Here is a 25,212-nt window from a genome sequence, read left to right as displayed (position 1 = left end):
GAAAAGCGGGGCGTGCCGGAACTGCGATGTCGCCCGAAATTGTGCGCGCTTTGCCGACGTTCGCCAATCGGGACCGATGCGTACGGCTGCCGCCCTGCGTGCTTGACCGGTGTCAACGGAAAGGCTCTCGTCGGGCCCAGACTGGTTTAGCAATTCGATCGAAACCCGACGACACCAGGGAGGCGTCATGTATGAACGAATCTTTGCAGCACTCGACGGCAGCCGCAGTGCGCGGCTCGCGCTTGACGAGGCGATCTCGCTCGCCCGAGAATCGGGCGGCCTGATCGTCGCCGTGTGTGTGGTATCGGATGCGCCAAGGCTGACGGATGTCGACAGCGGCTATATCGACCAGCGCGACCCGGCGGGACTGGACGCGGACAAGGCCGCGATCGCAGTCGCGGACGCCGAAACCGCATTCCGCCTGTGTGGCGTACGCGGGACGGCGCAAACGATTGACGCGTGCGGCGAGGATGTATCGTCCGTGCTGGCGCGAGCCGCAACCGAATGCGATGCAGATCTGATCGTGATGGGCACGCATGGTCGTCGCGGCGTTCGCCGGGCGTTGCTCGGCAGCGTCGCCGAATCGCTGGTGCGTACCGCGGACCGACCGGTGCTGGTCGTGCGGGAGGGGCCGGGCGCGTGCACAACCGTGTTGTGACAAAGTCACGGGGCAGCCGTAAGCGGCTGCCCCGTATTCGCTAGCTCAATGAGACAGCAGTACCGGCACCGTCATCGTTTCGAGGATCGTGCGCGTCGCACCGCCCAGCACACGTTCGTGCATGCGGGTGTGGCTGTACAGGCCCATCACGAGCAGATCCGCATGCAGGTCGGTCGCCCGGTTCAATAGCGTCGCACCCACGCTGACCGAGCGTTCGCGCGGTGTCGTCGAGAACGACGCGCGAACACCGTGTCGTTCGAGATACGCGGCGACGTCGACGCCCGCCGGCGTCTTGTCCGGATCGGGTTGCCCGCGGGCGACCGTCTCGACGTTGACGAAGCGCGCGCGGGCGAGCAGCGGCAGCGCGTCGGCCATCACGCGAGCGGCTTCGCGTCCGCCATCCCAGCCGATCAGCACGTTCTCGCCGAACGTTCGCACGTCGCCCGCGTAGGGCACGACGATCGCCGGACGGCCGCTGCCCATCACGACATCCTCGACGAAATGGCGAGCCACGTAGGTCTTGCGGTCGTCGGGGTCTTCCTGGCCCAGCACCAGCAGATCGGCATGGCGCGCATGCAGGACCGCAGCGGCGGTCGCTTCGCCCGACGGCGCCTGCCACTCGACGCTGCGGCCCGCGCGTTCGGCGGCCATGAGGAATTTCTCCTCGGCATCCTTGCGCCGCTGCTCGCACAGACGTTCATAAACGGCAAGCTTGAGCGGTTCATCGGGTCGTCGCAACGGTTCGAAGAGGTCCTGGCAGACCACGTAGAGGCCGATCAGGTGCGCGTTCCAGCGCCCCGCGAGTTCGAGCGCGAGGTCGACACGCGTGGTGCAGCGTTCGCTATCGTCGAGATGGACGAGCAGGGTCTTGTAGCTCATGACGGCTCCTTTTCGGTTGATGCCGCAGTGGTTTCGGCGCTCGCCTTCGATGCGCCGCTCGCCGGAATCATCAGGACCGGGCACGTGGCCTGACGCAGCACGCGCTCGGCCACGCTGCCGAGGAACAGGCGCTGAAAACCGCGCCGGCCATGCGTGCCCATCACGATCAGGTCGGCTTCGATCTCGCCGGCAAGAGTGACGATCCGGCGCGGAATGTCCTCGCCCGCCGGCGCAACGTTGGAGATCTGAGGCGTGCCGGCGACGTCGCGCGCTTTCATGCGTCTCGCCGCGTCCTCCGTGACGCGCAGCCCCTCTTCGCGGAATGCGTCGATCAGGATCGACGGGTCGTATCCGTACATGTCGTAGGCCGGCACCAGGAAATCGACGACGTAGACGGGGGTCAGCCGCGCACCCGTTTCCGACGCGAGCGTCAGCGCGGCATCGAGTGCGCGGGACGACGTGTCGCTGCCGTCGAGCGCAACCAGAATGTTCGAGTACATGGCGTTTACCTTGAACGGATGTCGATGGAATCATCATCGACGCGTGCGCGTCGATCGCGCTGATCTGGATCAAGCGTCTCGACCGCTGCGAAGCACGCGGGCCGCGGCGCGCGCCGCGATCCAGGCTTCGTTGGTCGGCTCGACAACGACCGTGACCGCGCTCGACGCGGACGACACGACATGCGCATCGGCCGCATTCGCGCCAGCGTCTATTTCAATGCCGAGCCAGCCGAGCGACGCGCAGATCCGCTCGCGCAATACCGCGGAGTGTTCGCCGATGCCGGCCGTGAAGACCAGCATGTCGATGCCGCCGAGCAGTGCGGTCAGCGCGCCCGCTTCACGCACGATGCGATGGACGTACAGTGTCAGCGCATCGCGCGCCAGCGCGTCGCCGGCCGCCTCGCACGCGAGCAGCACACGCGGATCGCCGGACGCGCCCGAGACGCCCTTGAGCCCCGACTCGTGATACAGGAGGCGGCCCAGTGCGTCGCCCGACAGCTTCCCGACCTCGAGCAGGTAGAGCACCACACCGGGATCGAGCGTCCCGCAACGGGTGCTCATCATCAGTCCGTCGAGCGCCGAGAAGCCCATGGTCGTCGCGACACTGCGGCAATCGTGCATCGCGCACAGGCTTGCGCCGCTGCCGAGGTGGGCGGCGATGACGCGGCCGTGCGCACGCGCGCCGAACAACTCGTCGAGTGCGACGGCCAGATATTCGTACGAAAGGCCATGGAACCCGTAGCGACGCACACCCCGGTCGAACCACGCGTGCGGCAGCGGCAGCAACTGCTCGGCGCGCGGCAGCGTGCGATGGAACGCCGTGTCGAACACGGCGATTTGCGGAACGTCCGGAAACGTGTCGCGCAGCACCTCGATCGCGTCCAGGCTGTGCGGCTGATGCAACGGCGCCAGCGGCGTCAGCGTGCGAAGCGTGTCCAGCACTTCGTCGTCGACGACCACCGGCTCCATATACCGCGCACCGCCGTGGACGACCCGATGCGCGATCGCGCCCAGCGCGATATGCGGCAGCTGCACGCGTATCCACAGCGCGATTTGCTCGAGCACGGCGCGATAGGGATCGCCCGCGACCAGCGGCAGCGAACCGGCCGGTTCGGCATCGAAGCGGATCGACACGCTGTTGCCGGTCTCGACCGCTTCGCCCTCGTGCAGCGGCCGCCGCGCGGGATCGCCATGTGGCGGGAACGCAAAGAGCGCGAACTTCACGCTCGACGAACCGGCATTGACGACGAGCAGCGCGAGCGTACGCATCGGCCGGCTCAGTGCGACATCAGCACCGGCAGCGTCATCGACGCCAGCACCGTGCGCGTGGCGCCGCCCATCACCAGTTCACGCCAGCGCGGATGGCCATAAGCGCCCATCACGAGCAGATCCGCGCCCGTTTCATAAGCGCGCGACAGCAGTGTGTCGCCAATTGACGCGCCGACGCCGGTATCGATATCGAGCACGTTGACGTCGGGCGCATGGCGCGCAAGCATCAACGCGGCGTCGGCCGCCGGAATGCGCGTGGTCGCGGCTTCCGAATCACCGTCGACCACGGCGACGACCGTCGTGCGCTTCGCATGCTCGAGAAAGGGGATCGCATCATGTGCGGCGCGGACGGCTTCCCGGCTGCCGTCCCACGCGACGACGACCCGTTCGCCGATCGACGGGAATTCTCCGGTGTACGGCCAGAACAGCACCGGACGGCCTGCGGACAACACGAGGTTCTCCGGAAACTGGTCATCGATATAGGTCTCGGGATCGTTGGGGTCGCTTTGACCGGCAATCACGAGGTCGGCAAGGCGCGCGGCGCGCGGCACGGCGACATTGGCGCGCTCGTCCGCGCAAACCCAGGCCGACGGCACTTTCGCGCGTGCCGTCTCCGCGTGGAACAGGCGTTCCAGCGCGGCAAGCCGTTCGTCGCGCTGTTCGCGGTGCTCGCGGAAATAGTCGGCGGAACCGGCCATCACGTAGAACGAATGCGGTTCCGGCGTGTAGACGGCAAACAGTCCGGTCAAATGCGCACCGAAGCGCCGGGCGAGACGCAACGCGAACTCGAGGCGCGAATGCGCGCGGGCGCTCGTATCGAGGTGCACGACCATGCTTTTGTAGCTCATCGGAATCGCTCCATCGACGGGTGATCCGCCTGTGCAATCCAGTCTACGAAGCAGGCTCTCCGCGCGCTTGACTCAGATCAACGGCAGCCGTGCGCCATGGCCGCACAGTGAAGCGGTCGCGATGCCGACCCGGGCGGGCGGCACGAGGCGGATGCCAACCCATTGATGGGATCGAACGAGGGAAGACGATGAGCACCGACGCTTTGACGACACCGAATGACGTTTGCCGCGCGGAATGCGATCTCGCGTTGCGCATGGTCGCGCTGAACCGCGACCGGCAGCACGAATGGCATGCGCTGGCGGGGCGATGCATCGAACGGGACCGTGACGCGCTGCGCCGTCTGCAGCAGGCGTTCGCCGAAACGAACGCGTGGACAGCTTTCGGCGAAACCACCCGGCAGGTGATGCGCGACTACGCGATCGCAAGTGTCGCGATCTGGCAGGACGCCACCGAGCTCTGCATGCGCGAGCAGTACGAAGGCGCCGGCGTATGGCGCACGTGGTTGCGTGAATACGGCGCCAACGCGCTGTCGCGCTACCAGACCGACTGGTTGCCCGATTTGGGGCGACTGGCCGTGATCAACGAGGCCAGCATGCCGTGGAGCGACTGGATGGCGGCATTCGAGCGCGGGATCACGGACGTCGTCGGGGCCAACGACGGCATACCGAATGATGCCCGTCGTCTGGCCGGTATCGATGGCGAACGGGAGCACGATCATGTCCGCTAAGCGCGTTGCGTTCGTCACGGGCGGAATGGGCGGCCTTGGCGCCGCGATCAGCCGCCGCCTGCACGAAGCCGGGATGACGGTGGCGGTGTCGCATTCGGAACGCAACGACCACGTCGCGACGTGGCTCACGCACGAACGCGAGGCGGGTCGCACGTTTCATGCGTTCGAGGCAGACGTTGCCGACTACGATTCGTGCCAGCACTGCGCGGCACGCGTGCTGGCCGAGTTCGGGCGCGTCGACGTGCTCGTCAACAACGCCGGGATCACGCACGACGCCACTTTCGTGAAGATGACCAAGAGCATGTGGGATGCGGTGCTGCGCACCAATCTCGACAGCATGTTCAACATGACGAAGCCGTTCGTGCCCGGCATGATCGACGCCGGCTTCGGGCGGATCGTGAACATCGGTTCCGTGAACGGTTCGAGAGGCGCCTTCGGGCAAGCGAACTACGCGGCCGCGAAGGCCGGCATCCATGGCTTCACGAAGGCGCTGGCGCTCGAGCTCGCACGGCACGGCGTGACGGTCAACACGGTTTCGCCCGGCTACCTGGCCACGGCGATGCTCGAGTCGGTGCCGAAGAACGTGCTCGATACGAAGATCCTGCCGCAGATTCCGCTCGGGCGTCTTGGCGACCCCGACGAAATCGCCGCGCTCGTCGCCTTCCTGTGCTCCGACGCGGGGGCATTCGCGACCGGGGCGGAATTCGACGTCAACGGCGGGATGCACATGCGATGAAAGCGTCCGTCATGCGCGCACCGCTCCCGCACGAATCGACGCAGCGATCGGGCAGGGAAGAGCAGCACGCGAGCCCGGCCGAATGCGTGCGGGCCCAGACGACCGCGGCCGAACAGTGGAACCGCGCGGCTCATGCGAACGTTGCCGCGATGACCTTCGGGCTGTCGCCCGTGTCGCTGGCGCTGGCCATGCTCGACTGGAGCGCGCATCTGGCCGTGTCGCCGGGAAAGTGCTTCGGGCTCGCGATGCAGGCGTGGCTGGCGGCAGCCCCATCGACCGCGGACAAAGGCATGGCGGACGAAGCGGACGCAAGCGGGCTGGCCGTGCATGCGGGGGAGGCCGATCCGCGCTTCGCCGCGCCCGCGTGGGCCGGCTGGCCGTTCCGTACCTATCGGGACGGCTTTCTGGCAATCCAGCGCTGGTGGCGCGACGCGACACGCGGCGTACCGGGCGTCGAGCGCCACCACGAGGAACTGGTCGGATTCGTCGCGCGTCAATGGCTCGACGCGTGCTCGCCCGGCAATTTCCTGGCGACCAATCCGGTCGTGCTCGACGCGACGATGCGCAGCGGTGGCGCGAATCTCGCGGCAGGCATCCGGCACTGGCTCGACGACGCGAACGCATTGCTTGATCGTGCTGGCGGCACGCGTGCCCATGACGCGTGTGCCTATCTGCCGGGGCGCGACGTGGCAATCACGCCCGGCAGGGTCGTATGGCGCAACGCATTGTGCGAATTGTTGCAGTACGACCCGACGACGCCCCGCGTTGCGCGCGAGCCGATCCTGATCGTGCCGTCGTGGATCATGAAGTACTACATCCTCGATCTGCAGCCGCACAATTCGCTGATTCGCTTCCTGGTCGATTCCGGCTACACCGTGTTTGCCGTGTCGTGGCGCAACCCGGGCGCGGAAGCGCGCGACCTCGGGCTCGACGACTATCTGCGCGACGGGTGCATGGCGGCGCTCGACGCCGCACGGTCGATCTGCGGCGAAGCCGTCCACGCGGTCGGATATTGTCTCGGCGGCACGCTGCTGGCGATCGGCGCGGCAGCGCTCGCGCGCGACGGGCGGCAACACGAAGCATTGCGGTCCATGACGTTGCTGGCGGCCCAGACCGACTTCAGCGAACCCGGCGAGCTTGGCCTTTTCATCGACGCCAGCGAGCTGTCCGCACTCGACGCGCTGATGTGGCGGCAGGGCTACCTGGACGGCGCGCAAATGTCCGCTGCGTTCGAACTGCTCAACGCACGCGACCTGATCTGGTCGCGCATGATGAGCGAATACCTGCTCGGCAAGCGCACGAAGCCGAACGACCTGATGTCGTGGAATGCGGACACCACGCGCATGCCGTATCGCATGCATTCGGAATACCTGACGCGGCTCTTCCTCGACAACGATCTCGCGGCCGGCCACTACTGCGTCGACGGGCGGCCGGTCGCGTTGTCGGATATCGGCGTGCCGACGTTCGTGGTCGGGACCGAGCGCGATCACGTGTCGCCCTGGCGCTCCGTCTACAAGCTCCATCTGCTCACGCACCACGCGCTGACCTTCGTGCTGACGGCCGGCGGCCACAACGCCGGCATCGTGTCGGAACCCGGCCATCCGGGACGCCACTATCGCTGCGCGACCCGCGAGCCCGACGCGCCTTACCGTAGCCGGCACGACTTCGTGAGCGAGACGCCTGCGGTTAACGGATCGTGGTGGACGTGCTGGCGCGACTGGTTGCACGCGCGGTCGTCGGGCGAGGTGCAGGCGCGCACGCCGGACGCCGGACTCGCCGCGGCCCCTGGCGCCTACGTGCTCGAGACATGAACGGGAACATGCCTCCGGATACGTCCGACGGCGCGTGCCTGCCCGGACTGTCGCCGCGCGCGGACGGCGAGCTGCCGTCGCTGATCGCGCGTGCATGCAACGCGTCGCCGCTCGTGATCGCCGTCGTGCATCCGTGCGATGTAACCAGTCTCGGTGCGCTTGCCGCGTTAAGCGCTTCACCATTGGGTGGATTGATCGAGCCGCTGATCGTCGCGCCGCGCGAGAAGGTATTGCGCATGGCGGACGAGGCGGGCGTCGATCTTGCCCGATGGATGATCGAAGATGTGCCGCATAGCCATGCGGCAGCGGCCCGCGCGGTCGAACTCGCGGCAGCCGGCCACGCCGGCGCGCTGATGAAAGGCAGCCTGCATACGGACGAGCTGATGGGTGCGGTCGTCGCGGCGGAATCAGGTCTGCGCACGGACAAGCGCATGTCCCACTGTTTCCTGATCGAGACGCGGGCGTATCCGCGGCCGTTCATCCTGACCGACGCGGCGGTGAACATCGCGCCGGACCTCGCGCAGAAGGCGGCCATTACGCAGAACGCCGTCGACGTCGCGCATGCGCTGGGCGTTGCCTGCCCGCGGGTGGCCGTACTGTGCGCGGTCGAAACCGTCAATCCGGCGATGCGCTCGACGCTCGATGCCGCGGCACTGGCGAAGATGGCTGAACGCGGCCAGATCGCGGGGGCAATCGTCGACGGCCCGCTCGCATTCGACAACGCGATATCGCAGCGGGCGGCACTCGACAAGGGGATTGATTCGGCGGTTGCCGGCCGCGCCGACATCCTGGTCGTTCCCGATATCGAAGCGGGCAACATGCTCGCGAAGCAGCTCGAATACCTGGGTGGTGCCGCCAACGCGGGCATCGTCGTGGGCGCGCGCGTACCGATCGTGCTGACGAGCCGCGCCGACAGCGTCGCCGTCAGGGTCGCTTCCTGTGCGCTGGCGGTGCTGCTGGCGCAGGTTCGGCGCGCATCGGCCCCGCCTGCCTGCGAAGGCGAAGCAGGGACGGTCGGCATGCGCCAGTTGTGATGAATGAACGGGTAACCCTTTCGACGGAGGAATAGCGATGAAAGCACTCGTCTACCACGGGCCGGGGCGCAAGGCGCTCGAACGGCGGCCCATGCCGGAACTGCAGTCGCCCACTGACGCGATCGTTCGCGTGACGCGCACGACGATTTGCGGTACAGACCTGCACATTCTCAAGGGTGACGTACCGACGTGCGAACCCGGCCGCATTCTCGGTCATGAAGGGGTCGGGGTCGTCGAGCAGGTCGGCGCCGCGGTCGACTCGCTGAAGCCGGGCGATCACGTGCTGATTTCATGCATCACGTCGTGCGGCCGCTGCGAATACTGCCGCCGGGGACTGTATTCGCACTGTACGACCGGCGGCTGGATCCTCGGACACCGGATCGACGGGACGCAGGCCGAGTACGTGCGCATCCCGCACGCGCAGACGAGCCTGTACCCGCTTCCGGCAGGGGCGGACGAGGACGCGCTCGTGATGCTGTCGGACATCCTGCCGACCGGGTTCGAATGCGGCGTGCTGAACGGCAAGGTACAGCCGGGCTGCACGGTCGCGATCGTCGGCGCCGGCCCGATCGGGCTGGCGGCATTGCTGACCGCGCAGTTCTACTCGCCGGCGCAGGTCATCATGATCGACCCGGACAGCAACCGGCTCGACATCGCGCGCCGCTTCGGCGCAACCGAATGCTTCGACGGCCTAACTGGCGACCCGGTTGCGGAAGTCATGAAGCTGACCGACGGCGTCGGCGTCGATTGCGCGATCGAGGCGGTCGGCATTCCGGCGACGTTCGAGATGTGCACTTCGCTCGTGGCGCCGGGCGGCGTTGTCGCGAACGTCGGCGTGCATGGCGTCAAGGCGGACCTGCACCTCGAGAAGCTGTGGGATCGCAACATCTCGATCACGACGCGGCTCGTCGACACGGTCAGCACGTCGATGCTGCTGAAGACCATACGCGCCGGGCGCCTCGATCCGAAGCGCCTGATCACGCACCGGTTCTCGCTCGACGATGTCGAGCGTGCGTACGACACGTTCGGCCGCGCGGCGGAAACTCATGCGCTGAAAGTCATCATCGAAGTGGGCTGATTACCGGGTGGCGGGAGCCGACATACGATGTTCGGTTCTCGCCGCGCCCGGCCTGCGTCCACTGGCGCGGCCGTCAGGATGAAAGCGCGACCGGCTCATGCATGTCGCCGGACTCGACCTCGTCGAGATCGACGCGCTGTGCGTAGGTCGGCACTTCGCACGGCCAATGCAGCCTCTCCGAGATGCGCCGCCGCAATGCATCGGCCGCGGCCGGTTCGCCGTGCGTGATGAAGGTCCGCACGGGGGCGCGCTGCATCGTGCCGAGCCACTTGAGAATCTCTTCGTAGTCGGCATGCGCGGAGAGTGTCGTGATCGACTCGATCTGTGCGCGCACGCGGACGTACTCGCCGTGAATCTTCAGCGTCGGCTCGTGTGCGGCCAGCGCCGCGCCGCGCGTGCCGGCGGCCTGGTAGCCGACCAGGGCGATCGTGTTGCGCGCATCGGGCGCGTAGCGGCTCAGGTGATGCAGCACGCGTCCGCCCGTCGCCATGCCGCTTCCGGCGATGATGACCATCGGCCCTTGGTGTTCGGCAATCGCCTTTGACTGGTCGACCGATCGGATCATCGTTGCCGCGTGGCCGAGCGCGTTCGCCTCGGAAAGGGTCAGGCGGTGTTCGAGGATATGGTGGCGATAGATCTCGGTCACGTCCGTCGCCATCGGGCTGTCGAGAAACACTGGGACGCGCGCCATGCGGCCGGACGCTTTCAGGCGTGCGATGTAGTGCAGAATTTCCTGCGCGCGGCCGACGGTAAAGCAGGGCATCACGACGACTCCGCCCCGCGCGAAGGTCTTTTCGAACACCGAGGCCAGCTCGCTCTCGGGATCCGAGACCGGATGCAAGCGGTCGCCGTACGTCGATTCGACGACCAGGTAGTCCGCATGAGCGGGCGGCAGCGGCGGGTGCATGATCGGGTCGTGATACCGGCCGAGATCGCCCGAGAACGCGAGCACCTTGTGATTCCAGTGCATCACGACGCTCGCCGCGCCGAGAATATGCCCGGCCGGCAGCAGACGGAACGACAGGCCGCCGCCCAGCGAGGTGCACTCGTCGAACGCGACGGGCGTCAGCAGGCGCAGCGCGCGCTGCGCGTCGTCCACCGTGTAGAGCGGTTGCGCCGGATGATGCTTCGAGTAACCGTGCCGGTTCGCGAAGTCGGCTTCTTCCTCCTGCAGCCGCGCGCTGTCGCGCAACATGATGTCGCAGAGTTCGGCCGTCGCCGCCGTGCAGTACACCGGCCCGCGATACCCTTCGCGCACCAGTACTGGAAGATAGCCGGTATGGTCGATATGCGCGTGGGTGAGAACGACCGCGTCCAGCGTGTCGGGTGCAAGCGGCAACGGGGCCCAGTTGCGCAGCCGCAGATTTTTCGTGCCCTGGAACAGGCCGCAATCGACCAGAACGCGCCGGTTGCCATGCTCGACCAGATACTTCGAGCCGGTCACGGTTTCGGTCGCACCGAGAAATGTCAGTTTCATGGATCGTCTCACTGGGAGTCGAGGGAGCAGTGAGTCGATTACATCGCGAACGCGCGTACGATGGTTGATGGAAATCAGGGATTGCCGCATCCCTTTTCCGGTCGGGCGAGGTTCGCAAGCAGGGTGCCGTTCTGGAGGTTTGACGTCAATCAACCCCTGGGCTGGGCGGCAGCACGATAGTGGCCCTGTGCGCGGATGCAGTGTCTTGACCCCGCTATCCGCGCATGCCATGCGCGTCATGCGCGGCGGCATCACGACGCTTTCGGGACGAACACATCATGACGTTGATTGCCAATCTGGACGGTGCCCGGACCTGCTACCGACTGTGCTTCGTCCGCACGCCATGGGCGTGGTTTACGTGCTTGCCGCTCGATCTGCAATGCGGCGAGAGCTGGGCGGACGTGCCCTACCAGGACGTTGCGAAGCCGCCGTACAGCGATTCGCGCGCCCAACTGCTGCGGGTTGCGTTCGACGCGCCGCGTCTGTTGCCGCCCGAGGCCGGGCGACATGGGCATGCGTGGAGCGTCGAGCAGATCAACCGCGGCGCGGCGCCGTGGCTGCGCAGCGAGGATTTCGTCGATGCGATGACGCTGGCCGTTCCGGCCGGGGCGACGCTCGGCGCATTCGTCGAGACGATCGAGGCCGCCGGCGGCACCGTCTACGGCCCGCTCGGCTGGGCGGAGCTGCCGCCTTGGCAGCGGCCCGACATCGTGACGCAATCGGGCTGAACGCCCGCGCCACGACGTTTCAGCCCGCGTCGCCCCAGCCGCCGCCGAGCGCAACATAGAACGCGACCGTGTCCTGCAGCCGCTGCGCGACCGCCTGCAGCCAGGCAATACGCGCCTGATGATATTGCACGTCGGCGACGAGCAATTGGACGTAGCCGGCGATCCCCGCGTCATAGCCGGCCTGCGTGAGCTTCAGTGCATCGCGGGCCGCCGCCATCGCGCGTGCCTGCGCGTCGAGCGCCGTCGCATCGTTCGCGAGCGCACGCAACGTGTCGGCCACCTGCGAGAGCGCCGACAGGACGACCTGCCGATAGGATGCGTCGGCTTCGTCATACGCGTCCTGCGCCGCGCGCCGCTGGTGCCATAGCGTGCCGCCGTGAAAGAGCGGCGCGGTGAGTCCGGCGCCGACACTCCACGCGCGGCCGGCCGGCGCGAACAGCTTGCCGGCGACGATACTGTCGAACCCGCCCGACGCGGACAGCGTGACGTTCGGATAGAGCGCGGCCGTCGCGACGCCGACCTGTGCGCTGGCCACGTGCAACTGCGCTTCCGCTTGCAGGATGTCGGGCCGGCGGCGCACCAGCGACGACGGCGCCGTATCCGGCAGGCTGGCGGGCAATTCGATCCTGTTGAGCGACAGGTCGGGCGTGCGCCAGTCGACCGGGTAGCGGCCGGTCAGCAGCGCGAGTAGATCGTCGGCCTGCGTGCGCTTCTGGTCGAGCGCCGGCAGCGTCGCCTCGAGCGATGCCCGCTGCGATTCCAGCGTCAGCACCGCGACGTAGGCCGCCGCGCCGGCCGTCACCTGCGCGTGCGTCAGGCGAATCTGCTCGTCGAGCAGGCCGACCATTTCGCGCGTTGCGGCGGCCTCGTCGCGATAGGCCGCGCGCGCGATCATCGTATTGACGACGTTGGCGGTCAACATCAGGTAAGCGCCCGCCAACGCCTGGCGCTGCGCGTCGACGTCGGCCGCCAGCGCTTCGACCTGACGCCGTTCGCCGCCCCACAGGTCGAGCGTGTAGCTGACCGTTGCCGACAGCGTGAACAGGTTGAAGATCGACGCCGGCAGGGCCTGGCCGGTGCGCAGCGGCGCATAGCGTTGACGTGCCGCGCCGGCCTGTGCATCCGCCTGCGGAAAGAAGATCCCCTGGCCGGCCCGCAGCGCGTGTTCGCTGCGCCGCAGCGTCGCCTCGGCGAGATCGAGCGTCGGACTGCCGGTCAGTGCGTCGCCGACGGTCGAGTCGATGTCGCGGCTGCCGAAGCGCGTCCACCAGTCGCGTGTCAGTGTCGTACCGGCCGACAAGGCCTGCGTGTGATCGCCAACGGTCCACGCGCCGGATGCCATGCCCGGTTCGTCGGTCGGCACGAAGCGCGCGACGCGCGGCGCGGGCGGACAGACGAAGTCGGGCCCGACCATGCACCCGGCGAGCAGCGTGGCGATCGCCAGCGCGCCCGTTGCATGGCCCAGCGCATGCCCGCGACGGGCCAGGTTATTTGCCTGCAACGTAGACATCGACGATCTGCCCGGGGAACAGCCGCACATTCCTGTTCGGCACGATACGGAAAATCACCGGCAGCACGCGCACGTCGACGCGTTCGGTGCGCTGGTCGGACAGTTCGATCTTCGGCGTGACGTACGGCTGCACGCGGACGAACTGAAGGTCGGCCTCGACCGACGTGCCGCGCACGAACATATGCGCTTTCAACGCATGCAGATCGGGCAGCTGGTGGATCAGGATTTCGTCGATGTAGCAGCGCACCTGCAGGCGGTCGACCGGCGTGCCGAGCACCGCGACGGGTGCGTTACCCTGGGTATAGGTGTCGTAGAGTCCCTGCGAAGTCAGGTACGACCCGACGGCCGCGTTCATTGCCAGTACGGTGCCGTCCGCCGGCGCGTGCAGCGTGTAGCGGGCGAGCAGTGCGGCAGCCGCGTCGGCCGCGCGCCGCAACGCGATGGCTTGCGCCTCCTGGTTGCGCACGTCGTAGCGCCACGCGCCGGCTTTCGTCAGACGATACTGCCGCGTTGTTACATCCAGGTTGGCCGCCGCGACGCGCACGGCGTTCGCGGCCGTGTCGAGCGCATCGCGGCTGACGGCCTTCGGGTCGATGTCGTACGCGCGCCGCTGCTTGTCGTACTGATCCTGTGCCAGCTTCAGGCTTGCCTGGGCGGCCGTCGTCTGCGCGCCGGCCACGTCCAGCACCTCCCGGCGCGGCTGCGCCTTCAGCTCGTCGAGCAGGGCGGCTGCCGCGTCGGCCTGTGCCGCGAGCTGGGCGGCCGTTGCGCGTTGCACCGAGTCGTCGATCGTCAGCAGCGGGTCGCCGGCCTTCACCGGATCGCCGTCGTGCACGAGGATGCGCGTCACCGCGCCCGATACGTCCGGATAGACGTTCACGTTGGCGCCGGCCGGCTGCTCGCTTTCGACGATGCCGTTCGCATAGACGCCGCGCACGTACGGATTGGCGGCCGGCTTGAACACCGGCGGCTGCGGTGGCTCCTGACGGCTGTAAACCCACGCGGCGACGAGACTCGCCAGGAAGCCGAGCAGGGCCGCCGCGAACACGAGCCTGTGTTTCATCGCGCACCTCTGCGGTCGATGCCGTTCAGCTTGCCGTCTTCCATCCGCAGGATGCGATCCGCGTACTCGAAGATCCGCGCGTCGTGCGTGACGATCACGATGCAGCGCGTGTCGCTCAGCACCTTGTGCTTGACGAAGTCGATGATCATTCGCCCCGTGTCGCCATCGAGCGACGCGGTCGGTTCGTCGAGGATCAGCAGATCGGGCTTGCTGACGATCGCGCGCGCGATCGCCACGCGTTGCTGTTCGCCGCCGGACAGCTTGACGGGCGGCAGGTGCGCACGATTCCGGAGGCCGACGACGTCGAGATAGTCGAGCGCCTCTTTCACGGCTTCGTCCCATGGCCGGCGTTTCAGGATCAGCGGGATTGCAACGTTCTCCGCGGTCGTGAGCCTCGGGAACAGGTGGTAGTCCTGAAACACGAAGCCGATCCGGTTCAGCCGGAAATCGGCGATCGCGTCGTTCGGCTGCGCCCATAGATCGACGCCGTCAATCGACACCGAGCCGGATTCCGGCCGCAGGATCCCCGAGATCACGCTGAGCAGCGTCGTCTTGCCGCTGCCGGACGGTCCGACGATCAGCAGCATCTCGCCGAAGCTGGCTTGCATCGACACGTCGCACAGGGCCTGCGTGCGCGCTTCGCCGTCGCCGAACCATTTGCTGACGCCGCGTGCATCGATCGCGATGTTCGACATCGTCAGCCCCGGAAGATGTCGAACGGTTCGATGCGCAGCACGCGTCTCACTCCGAGATAGCTCGATAGCGTCGCGATCACGACCACCATCCCGAACGCGAGCGACAGGTTGCCGAACGTGATGAGCGCCGCGTAATCGGGAATCTGCAGCTTCGCGAGACTGATCATCAGCACGCACAGGCCGACGCCGATTCCGTATCCCGTCAGCGCGGTGAACGTCGCCTGGAAAAGAATCATCGTGACGAGTTCGCGGCTTTTCGCGCCGATCGCCTTCAGCGCGCCGAACTTGTCGAGGTTTTCGAGGATGAAGGCGTAGAACGTCTGACCGGAAATCGACAGTCCGATGATGAAGCTGATGATCGTCATCAGCATGATGTTGGTGCCGAGCCCCGTCTCGTACTTGTAGAAGCGCGCGATCTGCGCGATGAATTCGTCGCGCGTATACGCGAGATACCCGAGCGACTTCACGACGGCCTTGATGTGCGCGATGTCCGCATCCGACTTTGGCTCGACGAGGATGTATGAGGTCGTGAAGCGCGGCGACGGAATGTAGCGGATCGCGCGCGCGTACGTGGTGTAGAGCGTCGGCGTGCCGAACAGCCCGCTCGCGGCAACCTTCGCGATGCCGACGATGACGCCGCGATGATCGTTCAGCTCGAAATCGGTGCCGACGGACGGATGCTCGAGCTTGCGAAACTCGGTGTCGTCGATCGCAATGAACCCGTTTTCCGCGTAGATGTCCTCGATCCGACCCTGCAGCATCGTCGGGCGGCCGAGCAGGCTGGCGTCGTCGAGGCCGACGACCGTCACCGCCTGGTAGGTGCCGGAGCGCAGCTTGACGAGTGCGGCGCCCGAATAGAGCGGCACCGCGTACTTGACGCCATCGATGCTGCGCACGGCATCGAGCACGTAGTCGGGCATGCCGATGCTGTTCGCGATCGTCTTCACGGCCGGGTCCATCACCCAGACCTTCGCGCCGATATTGATGACGGACGCCGACGATTTGTTCAGGATCCCGGCGAACAGCGAGGTCATCTCGATCATTAGCAGCACCGAGAACGTGATGCCGACGGTCAGCGCGGTGAACTTCGCGCTGTCGTTGACGAGCAGCTTGAACGCAAGCTTGAGGATGCCGTTCATGATGTCGACTGCAACGGGGCCGGGCGTGTCACGGACGGTCGCCCGGAGTGGGGTTCAGCAACGCGACGAACGCGAGGATGCTCGAGATCAGCGTGACGATCGAGTACCTGAAAACCCGCTCATCGGACAGCATCCCGTGCACGATGCCGAACAGCGAGGCAAGCGCGATGAACACGCTTAGCGTCGCAAGAACGATTCGGTATTGCTTTCGGATCATGACGGGCTCCCGGGAAGCGTTCGTGTTGCCACGGCTTTCGCAGCGTCTGGCGTCATGATCGCGTGGCGCTCTGCCGCACGGTTGATCTGTATCAACGGACAAATTCGGCCGTCGCACGCCCGACGACCGCGGCGGCAAGCCCGGTGTTGATTGATCCTCGTCAAGCCGCCGGCGTCGCCGTGCGTGATGCTGAATCCGGTGCGGCACGCATGCGGTCGCAAACCTTGCGATCGACACGGGCCGACGGGAGACCGACATGAAGTCCGATGCAGCACTCAAGCAGGATGTCGAGCAAGCGCTGTTCTGGAATCCGGCGATCGATGCGCGCCGGATCGACGTCGACGTACGCGACCGGATCGTCACGTTGCGCGGCACGGTCGACAGCTGGGCCCAGAAACTCGAGGCGCAGAAGACGACACTGCATGTCGCGGACGCGCGGGCGCTAGTGCTTGAGCTGAACGTTGCCCCGCCGGAGAATGCCTGCGCGGACCAGGAGTTGGCGATCGCGATCACGTTCGCGCTCGGCTGGCAGGAGGCGTTACGCGATCACAAGATTCGCGTCGAGGTCGATCACGGCTGTGTGACGCTCGACGGCGAAGTCGATCATGCGTTCCAGAGCCGTGCGGCGGAAGCGATGGTGAGCCGGATGATCGGCGTCGTCGGCGTGGCGAATCGCATCCAGGTGCGTACCGACCATACGGTGCCGGACGTCGGAACCCGGATTGCCGAAGCGCTCGCCCGTCGCGCGCAGCGCGAATCCGCGGGGATTTCGATCGAGGCAACCGACGGCATTGTCACGTTGACGGGCACGGTCGCATCGCTGGCGGAAAGGCGTGCCGCGTGCGGCGCGGCGGGGTCGGTCAGGGGTGTTCGCGAGGTCGTCGACCGGCTGACCGTTGCCTGACCGGCGTGCCTACACGGTCCACTATCAGGGAGAAGCAGCGATGAACCGTTCTAATTCCGTCCCCGGCCGAAATTTCCTGCGCCGCGACAAGCGCATGCAACCGCATACGAAGGACAGCTATCGCGATCCGAAGCGGCCGAAGGGCGACCGGATCTGCGAAGGCTGCGGCGCCGTCTGCGACGAGGGCCGCTGGACCTGGTACGCGACCCCGCTCGACCGGCGGCAGCTCGAATGCCCGGCCTGCAAGCGCATGCGGGAAAACGCACCGGCAGGCGAGCTGGTATTGCGTGGCGACTACCTGCGCGCACACCGGTCGATGATCCTCGACCTGCTCGAGCGACAGGCTGATCTGGAGACGAGCGAACACGCGCTCGAACGCATCATGGAGATCGAGAAATCCCGCGATGCGCTCATCGTTCGGACCACGGGCGTGCACATGGTGCGACGCCTGGGTGAGGCGTTGCTGCACGCGCACCACGGCGATCTCGCGCTCAACTATCGCGACAGCGAAAACGTGCTGCGAGCGGAATGGAAGCGCGACGCTGCATGAGCGGGCATTTTCCCGTCCTGCAGGCTCGATCCCATGAAAAAGTCATTCGACTACTCCGGGCTGCTGATCCCGATCGCCTTCGCCGTGCTGATCGCATTTCAACTGCTATCGGCCCGGCCGGCGACGACATCGATTTCGTACAGCGACTTTCACCGTCTGGTCGACGCGCGGCTCGTCGACGATCTCGAGATCGGGCAGGCGTCCATCTCGGGCGTGCTGCGCATGCCCGAAGCCGCCGCGCCGCTGCAGGCCTCCGACGCGCAGGCCGTGACGAAGGCCGGCGCGCCGTGGCGCTTCACGACGAACCGGGTAGCCGACGACCATCTGGTTGCCGATCTGACGGCCGCCGGCATCCGCTATCGCGGGATGCCGGATTCGGGCTGGATCGAGACGCTGGCGACGTGGGTGTTTCCCGTGATCATGCTCGTCCTGCTCTGGAATTTCATGATGCGCAGGCCGGGCGGGATCCGGGACCTGAGCGGCATGGGCAAGAGCCAGGCCCGCGTCTATGTGCAGCAGGAAACCGGCATCACGTTCGACGACATCGCGGGCATCGACGAGGCGAAGGCCGAGTTGCAGCAGATCGTCGCATTCCTGCGCAGTCCAGAACGCTATCAGCGGCTCGGCGGCAAGATTCCGAAGGGCGTGCTGATCGTCGGGGCGCCCGGTACCGGCAAGACGTTGCTCGCGCGCGCGGTGGCTGGCGAGGCGGCCGTGCCGTTCTTCTCGATCAGCGGCTCGGCGTTCGTCGAGATGTTCGTCGGCGTCGGCGCGGCGCGCGTGCGCGATCTCTTCGAGCAGGCCCAGCAGAGTGCGCCGTGCATCGTGTTCATCGACGAGCTCGATGCGCTCGGCAAGGCACGCGGCGTCGGTTTGATGTCGGGCAACGACGAGCGCGAGCAGACGCTCAACCAGCTGCTCGTCGAGATGGACGGCTTTCAGGCCAATTCGGGCGTCATCATCATGGCCGCGACCAACCGGCCGGAGATCCTGGATCCCGCACTGCTGCGCCCCGGGCGTTTCGACCGGCACATCGCGATCGACCGGCCGGACCTGACCGGACGAAAGCAGATCCTGGCCGTGCACACGAAGCGCGTGAAGCTTGCCCCAGAAGTTGACCTGGCCGAACTGGCGCAGCGCACGCCAGGCTTCGTCGGCGCCGATCTCGCGAACGTCGTCAACGAAGCCGCGCTGCATGCGGCCGAACTTGGCAAGCCTGCGATCGGAATGGCCGATTTCGACGAGGCCATCGATCGTGCGATGACGGGCATGGAGCGCAAGAGCCGCGTGATGAACGAACAGGAGAAGCGGACCATCGCGTACCACGAATCGGGGCACGCGCTCGTTGCGCAAAGCCGCGCGCACTGCGATCCCGTGAAGAAGGTATCGATCATTCCGCGTGGGATCGCGGCGCTTGGTTACACGCAGCAGGTGCCGACCGAGGACCGCTATGTGCTGCGCAGGAGCGAACTGCTCGACCGGCTCGACGTGTTGCTCGGCGGGCGGGTGGCCGAGGAAATCGTGTTCGGCGACGTCTCGACCGGCGCGCAGAACGATCTCGAACGGGCGACCGCGCTGGCGCGTCACATGGTGATGCAGTACGGGATGAGCGAGAAGGTCGGTCTGGCGACGCTCGACGATGGCGCCATCCAGGGCGGGGCGCCGGGCGTGTGGACGCCGGGCGATGGCCACTGCAGCGAGCACACGGCGCAACTGATCGACGAAGAGGTGCGTGCGCTGCTCCAGGATGCGCATGCGCGGGTCACGTTGACGCTCGGCGAGCACCGCGATGCGCTCGAACGGATCGCGCGCAGCTTGCTGCAGCACGAATCGATCGATCACGACATGCTGGTGGCGCTCATCACGCCGCCGGACGATGCCGGCGAGGCGCCCCGGCCGGCGGAAACCGACACGGAAACGACCGCGAGCGCCTCCGACTGAAAGAGCGATTGCCGGTATCGCGCCAGACGCTTGCCGCCAGCCGTCGGGTCGCTCAACAGCCGATGCAGACCGGGCCGTCGCGCCGCGCGTGCGCTTCGTCATCGGTCACGACCGACGCGAGCCGCGGATCGGGCCGGAAAACCGTGATTCCCTTGAGCCCGTCGCGCCAGGCCTGGAAGAATAGCGCGTCGACCTCCGCGAGCGAACACTGACCAGGCATCGTCACGGTCTTCGAGATGCCGGCGTCGACGCACGGCTGCAGGGCCGCGAGCATCGCGACATGATCGGCCGGCGCGATATCGGCAGCTGTGACGAAATAGCCCGGCAGCTTGACGCTATCGCCATGCAGTTCGCGAAACAGCCGGTAAGCGTGATTCTCCGCACGAAACGGCCGGACCCGCCCGTCCGCGGTGCGGACCATGCGACGCTGCGTCCAGCCGACGGCCGGCTCGATCCCGTTCGAACAGTTGTCGCAGAACGCGAGGCTCACGCTGCCGGCCGGCGCGAACGACAGCAGATGGCTGTTGCGCAGCCCGTGCCGCGCGATCGCGTGATGTACCTTCAGCGGCAGGAGCATGCGGCGCGCGGGGCTGGCCAGATAGGCGGCCGGGTCGTAGGCCGGAAACACGCCGCGCTCGGCGGCAAGCGCGGCCGATGCGGCAAACGCATGCTCGCGCATCGTCAGCACGATCCCGCGTGCAAACGCGCGCGCTTCCGCGCTGTCGTAGCGCAGCCGCAGCATCGTCAGCGCGTCGCCCAGCCCGGTCACACCGACCCCGATGCGGCGCGTGCGCCGCGCCTCGTGTTCGTGCGCGGCGAGCGGCCACGCGGTCAGGTCGAGCACGTTGTCAAGCATGCGGACCTGGATGCGTACCGCGTCAGCGAGCGTCGCGAAGTCGAAGCGCGGCTTGCCGTCTGCACCGAACGGGTGGAGCACGAACCGCGACAGGTCGATCGGTCCGAGCACGCAGCTGCCGTAGGACGGCAGCGGCTGCTCGCCGCACGGGTTCGTCGCGTCAATCCGTTCGTGCTCGCGCAGCGGATTCGCGTCGCGGATCGTGTCGAGGAACAGCAGCCCGGGTTCGGCGCTGTCGCGCGCAGCGTGGACGATCGCATGCCAGAGCGTGCGGGCCGGCACCGTCGCGTAAAGGTAGCGTCCGTCCGGCCGCCGGGGCAGTGCGCCGGATGCGCAGCCGGGCGGTGCGTGATGGACGAGCGCCCACGGCAGGTCGTGCAGGACTGCCTCCATGAACGCATCCGTGACGCCGACCGACAGGTTGAACGTCGGCCAGCGCGAGCGTCCCCGCTTGGCCGCGACGAATGCGACGAGGTCCGGATGATCGCAGCGCAGCACACCCATTTGCGCGCCGTGGCGCGGGCCGGTGAACGGCAGCGCCCGGCACATCGCATCGAAACGGTCGATCGCCGCGCATGCGCCGCGTCCGGACGACAGGCGTCGTTCGTACGCGTCGGCGGGCGGCACCGGCGAGAAGTCGTAGCCGATGCCGCCGCCCATCGACAGCGTGACGCGTGCGTCGTCGAGCGCATGCGCGAGCGCCGTGTCGACGGTCTGCACGGGGGTGTCGGCCGGAATCGCGAGCGGATGGACGAAGCAGTTGACCATCGTCCCGCCGTTGTCCGCGCCGGCATTCGCGAGGATGCGGCCCGCGCCGATCGCGCCGCGCTGCAGGTTCAGGAGGAACGCGCGCGCCACCGGCGCACGGAGGTCGGCTGGTTCGGCGAGCGACAGTGCATGGGCGACGCGATGGAAGACGGCCGCGCGAGACGTTTCGCCGGGCTGCGCGTAGCGTTCGGCGAACACGGTGGTGCAAAGTGGCTGCTCGTCCATGGCGGGGCTCGGCAACGATGAATAATTCACTGTAAGAGCCTGCCTGGACGTGTCGTTGATCGAGCGCAACCGGGCGCCTTCGCGGCTTGGCTTGACGGTGGTCAACGCCGTGACTGGCGTCGAACGTAAGGTGGAGCCACGGTCGGCACGCATCGGTTGCCGGGGAGCGCCGCGCCGGCGTTCGTCGCGCAAGCCGGCGGATCGCGCCTGCCATCGACTGCGAGCGTCGCACCATGTCCGATATCGTTACTGTCACCGTGAATCCGGCCGTCGATGTCGCGACGTCGGTCGAGCACATCGTCGATACGCACAAGCTGCGCTGCGCACGGCCGCGGCGCGACCCCGGCGGCGGCGGGATCAACGTCGCCCGGACCATTCACCGGCTCGGCGGCGACTGCGTCGCGCTGTACCTGGCCGGCGGGCCGACCGGCGACGTATTGACGCTGCTGCTCGAAGCCGAGCGCCTGCCGGCGGTGCGCATCCGGATCGCCGGCGAGACGCGCGAGAACGTCTGCGTGACCGAGACCGCGACCGGTTGCGAATACCGCTTCGTGATGCCGGGGCCGTTGGTCACAGAGGCCGAGTGGCGCGACTGCGCGGCCCGCATCGATGCCATGCAATCGGCGCCACGCTATCTCGTGCTGAGCGGCAGCCTGCCGCCCGGCGCGCCCGACGACCTGTATGCGACGCTCGCGCGGACGGCCAGGGCAAGGGGCAGCCGGGTGGTCGTCGACGCGGCGGGCCGGGCGCTGCAAGCGGCCCTCGAGGCCGGCGTTCATCTCGTGAAGCCCAGTCTCGGCGAACTGAGCGCGCTGGCGGGCGAACCGCTCGACGACACGTCGGCGTGTCGGAAGGCGAGCGAACTCGTGGCACGAGGGCAAGCCGATATCGTCGCGCTGACGCTCGGCGCGCGCGGCGCATGGGTCGTCACGCGCGATCGCGTGCTGCGCCTGCCCGGCAGGCCGGCAGCGGTATGCAGCACGGTCGGCGCCGGCGACAGTTTCGTCGGCGGCATGGTCTGGGCGCTGGCGCGCGGCGTGCCGTTCGACGATGCGTGCCGTTACGCGCTGGCGGCATCGGCCGCATCGGTCGAGCATCCGGGGACGGCACTGTGCACACGCGACGATGTCGAACGGATTCATGCCGAACTGGTTGCGCAGGCAAGCTGACGAGCAAGCGGCCGGACGCGTGCACGCATCTCGTTGATGCGCGATCGATCGTTGATCTGGCTCAGCGGGTGCCGCGCCGCGATCACGAAAAATGGGGCAGTCATTTCACGAGGTCCGCCATGGCCTTTCGCCTGATCGTCTGTCTGCTCCTGCTGTCGTGTGTGCTGCCGGTTTCGTCCGCCGACGTCGCGACCGTCGATTCTCCACCGCAGCGTGTGCTGATCCTGGTCTACCACCGGTTCGCGACCGCACGCGTGGATTCGATGACGGTGCGTACCGAAACGTTCCGCAACCAGCTGCAGGCGATCGAGGCGAACGGCTACCGCATCGTGCCGCTCGCCGACGTCGTGCGCTGGCATGACGGCCAGGCCGATGCCATGCCAGCGCGAGCGGTCGCGATCACTGTCGACGACGGTCATCGCTCCGTCTACGACGTGCTGCGCCCATTGCTGGCCGCCCATCCGATGCCGGTCACGCTGTTCATCTATCCGTCGGCCATCTCCAACGCCAGCTATGCGATGACATGGGACCAGTTGCGCACGCTCGGGCAGTCCGGCGTGTTCGACATCGAGTCCCACACGTACTGGCATCCTAATTTCCGCACCGAGCGCGCCCGACTCACGCCGGACGACTACCAGCGCTTCGTGTCGTTCCAGTTGAGCCGGTCCCGCGAACGGCTCGAGTCCGAAACCGGCCAGCCGGTCCGGATGCTGGCCTGGCCGTTCGGCATCCATGATGCGCAGACCGACCAGCTGGCCGCTCGCGAAGGCTACGTCGCGGCATTCACGCTCGACGCGCGCCCCGTTCGTATCACCGACCCGGCAGTGGCGCTGCCGCGCTATCTGATGACGGACGCCTGCGACACACGATGCATGAACGGATTGCTGAGAACCGCCGGGGGAAAGCCGTGATCGAACGCCTGATCGTCTGTCTGCTCGTTTCGCTCGCCGGATTCGCGGCCCGGGCGGCGCCCGTCACGATCACCGTCGTCGACGCGACGAACGGGCACCCTCTGGCCGGCGCGATCGGCCACGCGGCGGGCGTGAACCGGACCGCGGATCGCGACGGCGCGTTTTCACTGGAGATCGACGCGGCGGGTACACGCCTGAGCGTGCGTGCGCCGGGCTACGCGCGAACCGAAGTCACGCTCGCGCCAGCCGATGTCGCGCATACGATCCGGATGACGCCGGTGCGTCCGAAAGCCGTCTATCTGTCCGCTTACGGCGTCGTGGACCGCACGCTGCGCGAGGCGGCGCTGTCTCTCCAGGACAAGACGGCGATCAACGCGCTCGTGATCGACGTGAAGGGCGACAGCGGCGCGACGCCATATCGAAGCCTGGCGCGCGAAATCTCCGGTGCCGCGAACAATGTCTCCGGTGCCATCGTTCATCCGCCTGATCTGCCGGAGCTGCTGCGGACGTTCCATGCGCGCGGTCTTTACCTGATTGCCCGCATCGTCGTGTTCAAGGACGACCCGCTGGCTCGTGCTCATCCCGAGTGGGCCGTGCGCGATGCAGCCGGCGAGATCTGGCAGGACCGCGAGCATCAGCGCTGGATCGATCCGGCATCGCGCGCGGCATGGCAACACAATTTCGACGTCGCCGACCAGGCTGCCCGCATGGGTTTCGACGAAATCCAGTTCGACTACCTGCGCTTTCCCGACGCCAACGGCCTCCGGTTCGCCGAGCCCAATACCGAGGCCAACCGGGTCGCGGCGATCTCGGGATTCCTGACCGGTGCGCGCGAACGGCTGCGACCGTACAACCTCTACATGTCGGCCGACATCTTCGGGTACGTCTGCTGGAACGCCGACGACACCGCGATCGGACAGCGGCTCGACGCGCTCGGACCGGTCGTCGACTATGTGTCACCGATGCTGTATCCGTCCGGCTTCACGTGGGGCCTGCCCGGCTGCCGGAAGCCGACCGAGCATCCGGGCGAGATCGTGTCGCGGTCGCTGGCCGAGGCGAAGCGCCGGACCGGGCTGGACGGTGTCCGGTTTCGGCCGTGGCTCCAGGCGTTTCGCGACTATGCGTTCGATCACCGGCCGTTCGATGCCGACGAGATCCGCGCACAGGTCGACGCGGCCGATGCAGCGGGCACGGACGGCTGGATGCTGTGGAATCCGCGCAATCGCTACGATCCTGCCGCTTTGCCGCGCTGAGCGGCAGGTGCGGACCGGCACGAACGTGCAGTAGTCGAATCGATCATGCCGTGGAATGACGCGTGTTATCCGCCTTCGATGCGGAATCTGCCGCCGCCGGTTCGCGGCAAGGCGATCGATATCGCCAATGCGCTGCTGCGGCGGGGACGTACCGAGGGCAGCGCGATCCGCATCGCGATCGCGCAGGCGAAACGGTGGGGCGTGCGCATGGCGTCTTTTGGGGGGCGCGGACGACGGTCAAGTTGACGAATGATTGAACGACGGC

At 67.1% G+C, this 25,212-nt stretch carries 25 protein-coding genes; 14 read left to right on the top strand and 11 right to left on the bottom strand.

The annotated features are described in order from the left end of the window. Positions 1–187: 187 nt before the first annotated feature. A complete protein-coding gene (locus CUJ89_RS27125; RefSeq protein ID WP_114180415.1) occupies positions 188–658 on the top strand; it encodes a universal stress protein in 471 nt (156 codons plus the stop codon). A gap of 45 nt (positions 659–703) precedes the next feature. Here CUJ89_RS27125 and CUJ89_RS27120 read toward each other — a convergent pair whose 3' ends face one another. From CUJ89_RS27120 to CUJ89_RS27105, 4 genes are all read right to left on the bottom strand, one after another. Continuing rightward, positions 704–1,537, bottom strand: a complete 834-nt coding sequence (locus tag CUJ89_RS27120; protein ID WP_114180414.1) for a universal stress protein — start codon at positions 1,535–1,537, stop codon at positions 704–706. Next, a complete protein-coding gene (locus CUJ89_RS27115; RefSeq protein WP_114180413.1) occupies positions 1,534–2,037 on the bottom strand; it encodes a universal stress protein in 504 nt (167 codons plus the stop codon). The genes CUJ89_RS27120 and CUJ89_RS27115 overlap by 4 nt, the downstream gene beginning before the upstream one ends. A gap of 69 nt (positions 2,038–2,106) precedes the next feature. Further along, positions 2,107–3,306 (bottom strand): acetate/propionate family kinase, encoded by a 1,200-nt coding sequence (locus tag CUJ89_RS27110; protein WP_114180412.1) that lies wholly within the window; start codon positions 3,304–3,306, stop codon positions 2,107–2,109. An 8-nt stretch (positions 3,307–3,314) separates the two neighbouring features. Next, positions 3,315–4,154, bottom strand: a complete 840-nt coding sequence (locus tag CUJ89_RS27105) for a universal stress protein (RefSeq protein ID WP_114180411.1) — start codon at positions 4,152–4,154, stop codon at positions 3,315–3,317. Between the two features lie 188 nt (positions 4,155–4,342). On the opposite strand from CUJ89_RS27105, the gene CUJ89_RS27100 reads away from it, so the two are divergent. From CUJ89_RS27100 to CUJ89_RS27080, 5 genes are read left to right on the top strand one after another with little or no spacing between them, the layout of a single operon-like run. Continuing rightward, positions 4,343–4,882 carry a hypothetical protein gene (locus CUJ89_RS27100; protein WP_114180410.1) on the top strand — a complete coding sequence of 180 codons (540 nt, stop codon included), beginning with the start codon at positions 4,343–4,345 and terminating at the stop codon, positions 4,880–4,882. Further along, entirely contained in the window at positions 4,872–5,618 is a 747-nt protein-coding gene (locus tag CUJ89_RS27095; RefSeq protein WP_114181584.1) for a beta-ketoacyl-ACP reductase, read from the top strand. Before CUJ89_RS27100 ends, CUJ89_RS27095 begins: the two co-directional genes overlap by 11 nt. Further along, entirely contained in the window at positions 5,615–7,429 is a 1,815-nt protein-coding gene (locus tag CUJ89_RS27090) for a PHA/PHB synthase family protein (protein ID WP_114180409.1), read from the top strand. The genes CUJ89_RS27095 and CUJ89_RS27090 overlap by 4 nt, the downstream gene beginning before the upstream one ends. After that, positions 7,426–8,463 carry a bifunctional enoyl-CoA hydratase/phosphate acetyltransferase gene (locus CUJ89_RS27085; protein WP_114180408.1) on the top strand — a complete coding sequence of 346 codons (1,038 nt, stop codon included), beginning with the start codon at positions 7,426–7,428 and terminating at the stop codon, positions 8,461–8,463. Before CUJ89_RS27090 ends, CUJ89_RS27085 begins: the two co-directional genes overlap by 4 nt. A 37-nt stretch (positions 8,464–8,500) precedes the next feature. Further along, positions 8,501–9,541 carry a zinc-dependent alcohol dehydrogenase family protein gene (locus CUJ89_RS27080; RefSeq protein WP_114180407.1) on the top strand — a complete coding sequence of 347 codons (1,041 nt, stop codon included), beginning with the start codon at positions 8,501–8,503 and terminating at the stop codon, positions 9,539–9,541. A 73-nt stretch (positions 9,542–9,614) separates the two neighbouring features. Here the strand turns inward: CUJ89_RS27080 and CUJ89_RS27075 are convergent, their stop codons facing one another. Then, positions 9,615–11,018 carry an MBL fold metallo-hydrolase RNA specificity domain-containing protein gene (locus CUJ89_RS27075; protein ID WP_114180406.1) on the bottom strand — a complete coding sequence of 468 codons (1,404 nt, stop codon included), beginning with the start codon at positions 11,016–11,018 and terminating at the stop codon, positions 9,615–9,617. 278 nt (positions 11,019–11,296) lie between these two features. On the opposite strand from CUJ89_RS27075, the gene CUJ89_RS27070 reads away from it, so the two are divergent. Then, positions 11,297–11,746, top strand: coding sequence for a hypothetical protein (locus tag CUJ89_RS27070; protein WP_114180405.1), 450 nt, complete (start codon positions 11,297–11,299; stop codon positions 11,744–11,746). 19 nt (positions 11,747–11,765) lie between these two features. Here the strand turns inward: CUJ89_RS27070 and CUJ89_RS27065 are convergent, their stop codons facing one another. The 5 genes from CUJ89_RS27065 to CUJ89_RS27045 are packed head-to-tail and all read right to left on the bottom strand — an operon-like array spanning position 11,766 to position 16,370. Then, complete coding sequence (locus CUJ89_RS27065) at positions 11,766–13,256, bottom strand: efflux transporter outer membrane subunit (protein ID WP_114180404.1); 1,491 nt, start codon at positions 13,254–13,256, stop codon at positions 11,766–11,768. Continuing rightward, entirely contained in the window at positions 13,234–14,319 is a 1,086-nt protein-coding gene (locus tag CUJ89_RS27060) for an HlyD family secretion protein (protein ID WP_114180403.1), read from the bottom strand. Before CUJ89_RS27060 ends, CUJ89_RS27065 begins: the two co-directional genes overlap by 23 nt. Continuing rightward, on the bottom strand, positions 14,316–15,020 hold the full coding sequence (locus CUJ89_RS27055) for an ABC transporter ATP-binding protein (protein WP_201752412.1): 705 nt from the start codon (positions 15,018–15,020) through the stop codon (positions 14,316–14,318). The genes CUJ89_RS27060 and CUJ89_RS27055 overlap by 4 nt, the downstream gene beginning before the upstream one ends. Continuing rightward, positions 15,017–16,153: an ABC transporter permease gene (locus tag CUJ89_RS27050; RefSeq protein WP_114180401.1), complete on the bottom strand. Its 1,137-nt coding sequence runs from the start codon at positions 16,151–16,153 to the stop codon at positions 15,017–15,019. The genes CUJ89_RS27055 and CUJ89_RS27050 overlap by 4 nt, the downstream gene beginning before the upstream one ends. A gap of 28 nt (positions 16,154–16,181) precedes the next feature. Next, positions 16,182–16,370 (bottom strand): DUF2964 family protein, encoded by a 189-nt coding sequence (locus tag CUJ89_RS27045; protein ID WP_114180400.1) that lies wholly within the window; start codon positions 16,368–16,370, stop codon positions 16,182–16,184. A gap of 256 nt (positions 16,371–16,626) precedes the next feature. On the opposite strand from CUJ89_RS27045, the gene CUJ89_RS27040 reads away from it, so the two are divergent. Genes CUJ89_RS27040 through ftsH form a run of 3 tightly spaced genes read left to right on the top strand, consistent with a single transcriptional unit; the run spans position 16,627 to position 19,765 of the window. Then, positions 16,627–17,274 (top strand): BON domain-containing protein, encoded by a 648-nt coding sequence (locus CUJ89_RS27040; protein ID WP_114180399.1) that lies wholly within the window; start codon positions 16,627–16,629, stop codon positions 17,272–17,274. Positions 17,275–17,314: 40 nt separating this feature from the next. After that, entirely contained in the window at positions 17,315–17,824 is a 510-nt protein-coding gene (locus tag CUJ89_RS27035; RefSeq protein ID WP_114180398.1) for a BCAM0308 family protein, read from the top strand. A gap of 33 nt (positions 17,825–17,857) precedes the next feature. After that, positions 17,858–19,765, top strand: a complete 1,908-nt coding sequence (gene ftsH / locus CUJ89_RS27030; protein WP_114180397.1) for an ATP-dependent zinc metalloprotease FtsH — start codon at positions 17,858–17,860, stop codon at positions 19,763–19,765. 52 nt (positions 19,766–19,817) lie between these two features. Here the strand turns inward: ftsH and CUJ89_RS27025 are convergent, their stop codons facing one another. Then, on the bottom strand, positions 19,818–21,614 hold the full coding sequence (locus CUJ89_RS27025; protein WP_114180396.1) for an adenosylcobalamin-dependent ribonucleoside-diphosphate reductase: 1,797 nt from the start codon (positions 21,612–21,614) through the stop codon (positions 19,818–19,820). Between the two features lie 233 nt (positions 21,615–21,847). Between CUJ89_RS27025 and CUJ89_RS27020 the strand changes: the two genes are divergently transcribed. From CUJ89_RS27020 to CUJ89_RS27005, 4 genes are all read left to right on the top strand, one after another. Further along, on the top strand, positions 21,848–22,783 hold the full coding sequence (locus CUJ89_RS27020) for a 1-phosphofructokinase family hexose kinase (RefSeq protein ID WP_114180395.1): 936 nt from the start codon (positions 21,848–21,850) through the stop codon (positions 22,781–22,783). 119 nt (positions 22,784–22,902) lie between these two features. Continuing rightward, positions 22,903–23,694: a polysaccharide deacetylase family protein gene (locus tag CUJ89_RS27015; RefSeq protein WP_114180394.1), complete on the top strand. Its 792-nt coding sequence runs from the start codon at positions 22,903–22,905 to the stop codon at positions 23,692–23,694. After that, a complete protein-coding gene (locus CUJ89_RS27010) occupies positions 23,691–24,947 on the top strand; it encodes a putative glycoside hydrolase (RefSeq protein ID WP_114180393.1) in 1,257 nt (418 codons plus the stop codon). The genes CUJ89_RS27015 and CUJ89_RS27010 overlap by 4 nt, the downstream gene beginning before the upstream one ends. Before the next feature lie 45 nt (positions 24,948–24,992). Further along, entirely contained in the window at positions 24,993–25,193 is a 201-nt protein-coding gene (locus CUJ89_RS27005) for a hypothetical protein (protein WP_114180392.1), read from the top strand. The last annotated feature ends 19 nt before the right edge of the window (positions 25,194–25,212 follow it).

The sequence above is a fragment of the Burkholderia pyrrocinia genome, from assembly GCF_003330765.1.
GTDB classification, from domain to species: domain Bacteria; phylum Pseudomonadota; class Gammaproteobacteria; order Burkholderiales; family Burkholderiaceae; genus Burkholderia; species Burkholderia pyrrocinia_B.
This window is presented reverse-complemented; position numbering and strand designations above follow the sequence as displayed.

Excerpts from the sequence above, each read along its gene's own strand:
- CUJ89_RS27020 (WP_114180395.1), top strand. The coding sequence starts at position 21,848 with ATGTCCGATATCGTTACTGTCACCGTGAATCCGGCCGTCGATGTCGCG.
- CUJ89_RS27100 (WP_114180410.1), top strand. The coding sequence starts at position 4,343 with ATGAGCACCGACGCTTTGACGACACCGAATGACGTTTGCCGCGCGGAA.
- CUJ89_RS27095 (WP_114181584.1), top strand. The coding sequence starts at position 4,872 with ATGTCCGCTAAGCGCGTTGCGTTCGTCACGGGCGGAATGGGCGGCCTT.
- CUJ89_RS27065 (WP_114180404.1), bottom strand. The coding sequence starts at position 13,256 with ATGTCTACGTTGCAGGCAAATAACCTGGCCCGTCGCGGGCATGCGCTG.
- CUJ89_RS27005 (WP_114180392.1), top strand. The coding sequence starts at position 24,993 with ATGCCGTGGAATGACGCGTGTTATCCGCCTTCGATGCGGAATCTGCCG.
- CUJ89_RS27085 (WP_114180408.1), top strand. The coding sequence starts at position 7,426 with ATGAACGGGAACATGCCTCCGGATACGTCCGACGGCGCGTGCCTGCCC.
- CUJ89_RS27070 (WP_114180405.1), top strand. The coding sequence starts at position 11,297 with ATGACGTTGATTGCCAATCTGGACGGTGCCCGGACCTGCTACCGACTG.
- CUJ89_RS27105 (WP_114180411.1), bottom strand. The coding sequence starts at position 4,154 with ATGAGCTACAAAAGCATGGTCGTGCACCTCGATACGAGCGCCCGCGCG.
- CUJ89_RS27115 (WP_114180413.1), bottom strand. The coding sequence starts at position 2,037 with ATGTACTCGAACATTCTGGTTGCGCTCGACGGCAGCGACACGTCGTCC.
- CUJ89_RS27125 (WP_114180415.1), top strand. The coding sequence starts at position 188 with ATGTATGAACGAATCTTTGCAGCACTCGACGGCAGCCGCAGTGCGCGG.
- CUJ89_RS27090 (WP_114180409.1), top strand. The coding sequence starts at position 5,615 with ATGAAAGCGTCCGTCATGCGCGCACCGCTCCCGCACGAATCGACGCAG.
- ftsH (WP_114180397.1), top strand. The coding sequence starts at position 17,858 with ATGAAAAAGTCATTCGACTACTCCGGGCTGCTGATCCCGATCGCCTTC.
- CUJ89_RS27045 (WP_114180400.1), bottom strand. The coding sequence starts at position 16,370 with ATGATCCGAAAGCAATACCGAATCGTTCTTGCGACGCTAAGCGTGTTC.
- CUJ89_RS27015 (WP_114180394.1), top strand. The coding sequence starts at position 22,903 with ATGGCCTTTCGCCTGATCGTCTGTCTGCTCCTGCTGTCGTGTGTGCTG.
- CUJ89_RS27050 (WP_114180401.1), bottom strand. The coding sequence starts at position 16,153 with ATGAACGGCATCCTCAAGCTTGCGTTCAAGCTGCTCGTCAACGACAGC.
- CUJ89_RS27025 (WP_114180396.1), bottom strand. The coding sequence starts at position 21,614 with ATGGACGAGCAGCCACTTTGCACCACCGTGTTCGCCGAACGCTACGCG.
- CUJ89_RS27040 (WP_114180399.1), top strand. The coding sequence starts at position 16,627 with ATGAAGTCCGATGCAGCACTCAAGCAGGATGTCGAGCAAGCGCTGTTC.
- CUJ89_RS27035 (WP_114180398.1), top strand. The coding sequence starts at position 17,315 with ATGAACCGTTCTAATTCCGTCCCCGGCCGAAATTTCCTGCGCCGCGAC.
- CUJ89_RS27080 (WP_114180407.1), top strand. The coding sequence starts at position 8,501 with ATGAAAGCACTCGTCTACCACGGGCCGGGGCGCAAGGCGCTCGAACGG.
- CUJ89_RS27075 (WP_114180406.1), bottom strand. The coding sequence starts at position 11,018 with ATGAAACTGACATTTCTCGGTGCGACCGAAACCGTGACCGGCTCGAAG.
- CUJ89_RS27060 (WP_114180403.1), bottom strand. The coding sequence starts at position 14,319 with ATGAAACACAGGCTCGTGTTCGCGGCGGCCCTGCTCGGCTTCCTGGCG.
- CUJ89_RS27120 (WP_114180414.1), bottom strand. The coding sequence starts at position 1,537 with ATGAGCTACAAGACCCTGCTCGTCCATCTCGACGATAGCGAACGCTGC.
- CUJ89_RS27110 (WP_114180412.1), bottom strand. The coding sequence starts at position 3,306 with ATGCGTACGCTCGCGCTGCTCGTCGTCAATGCCGGTTCGTCGAGCGTG.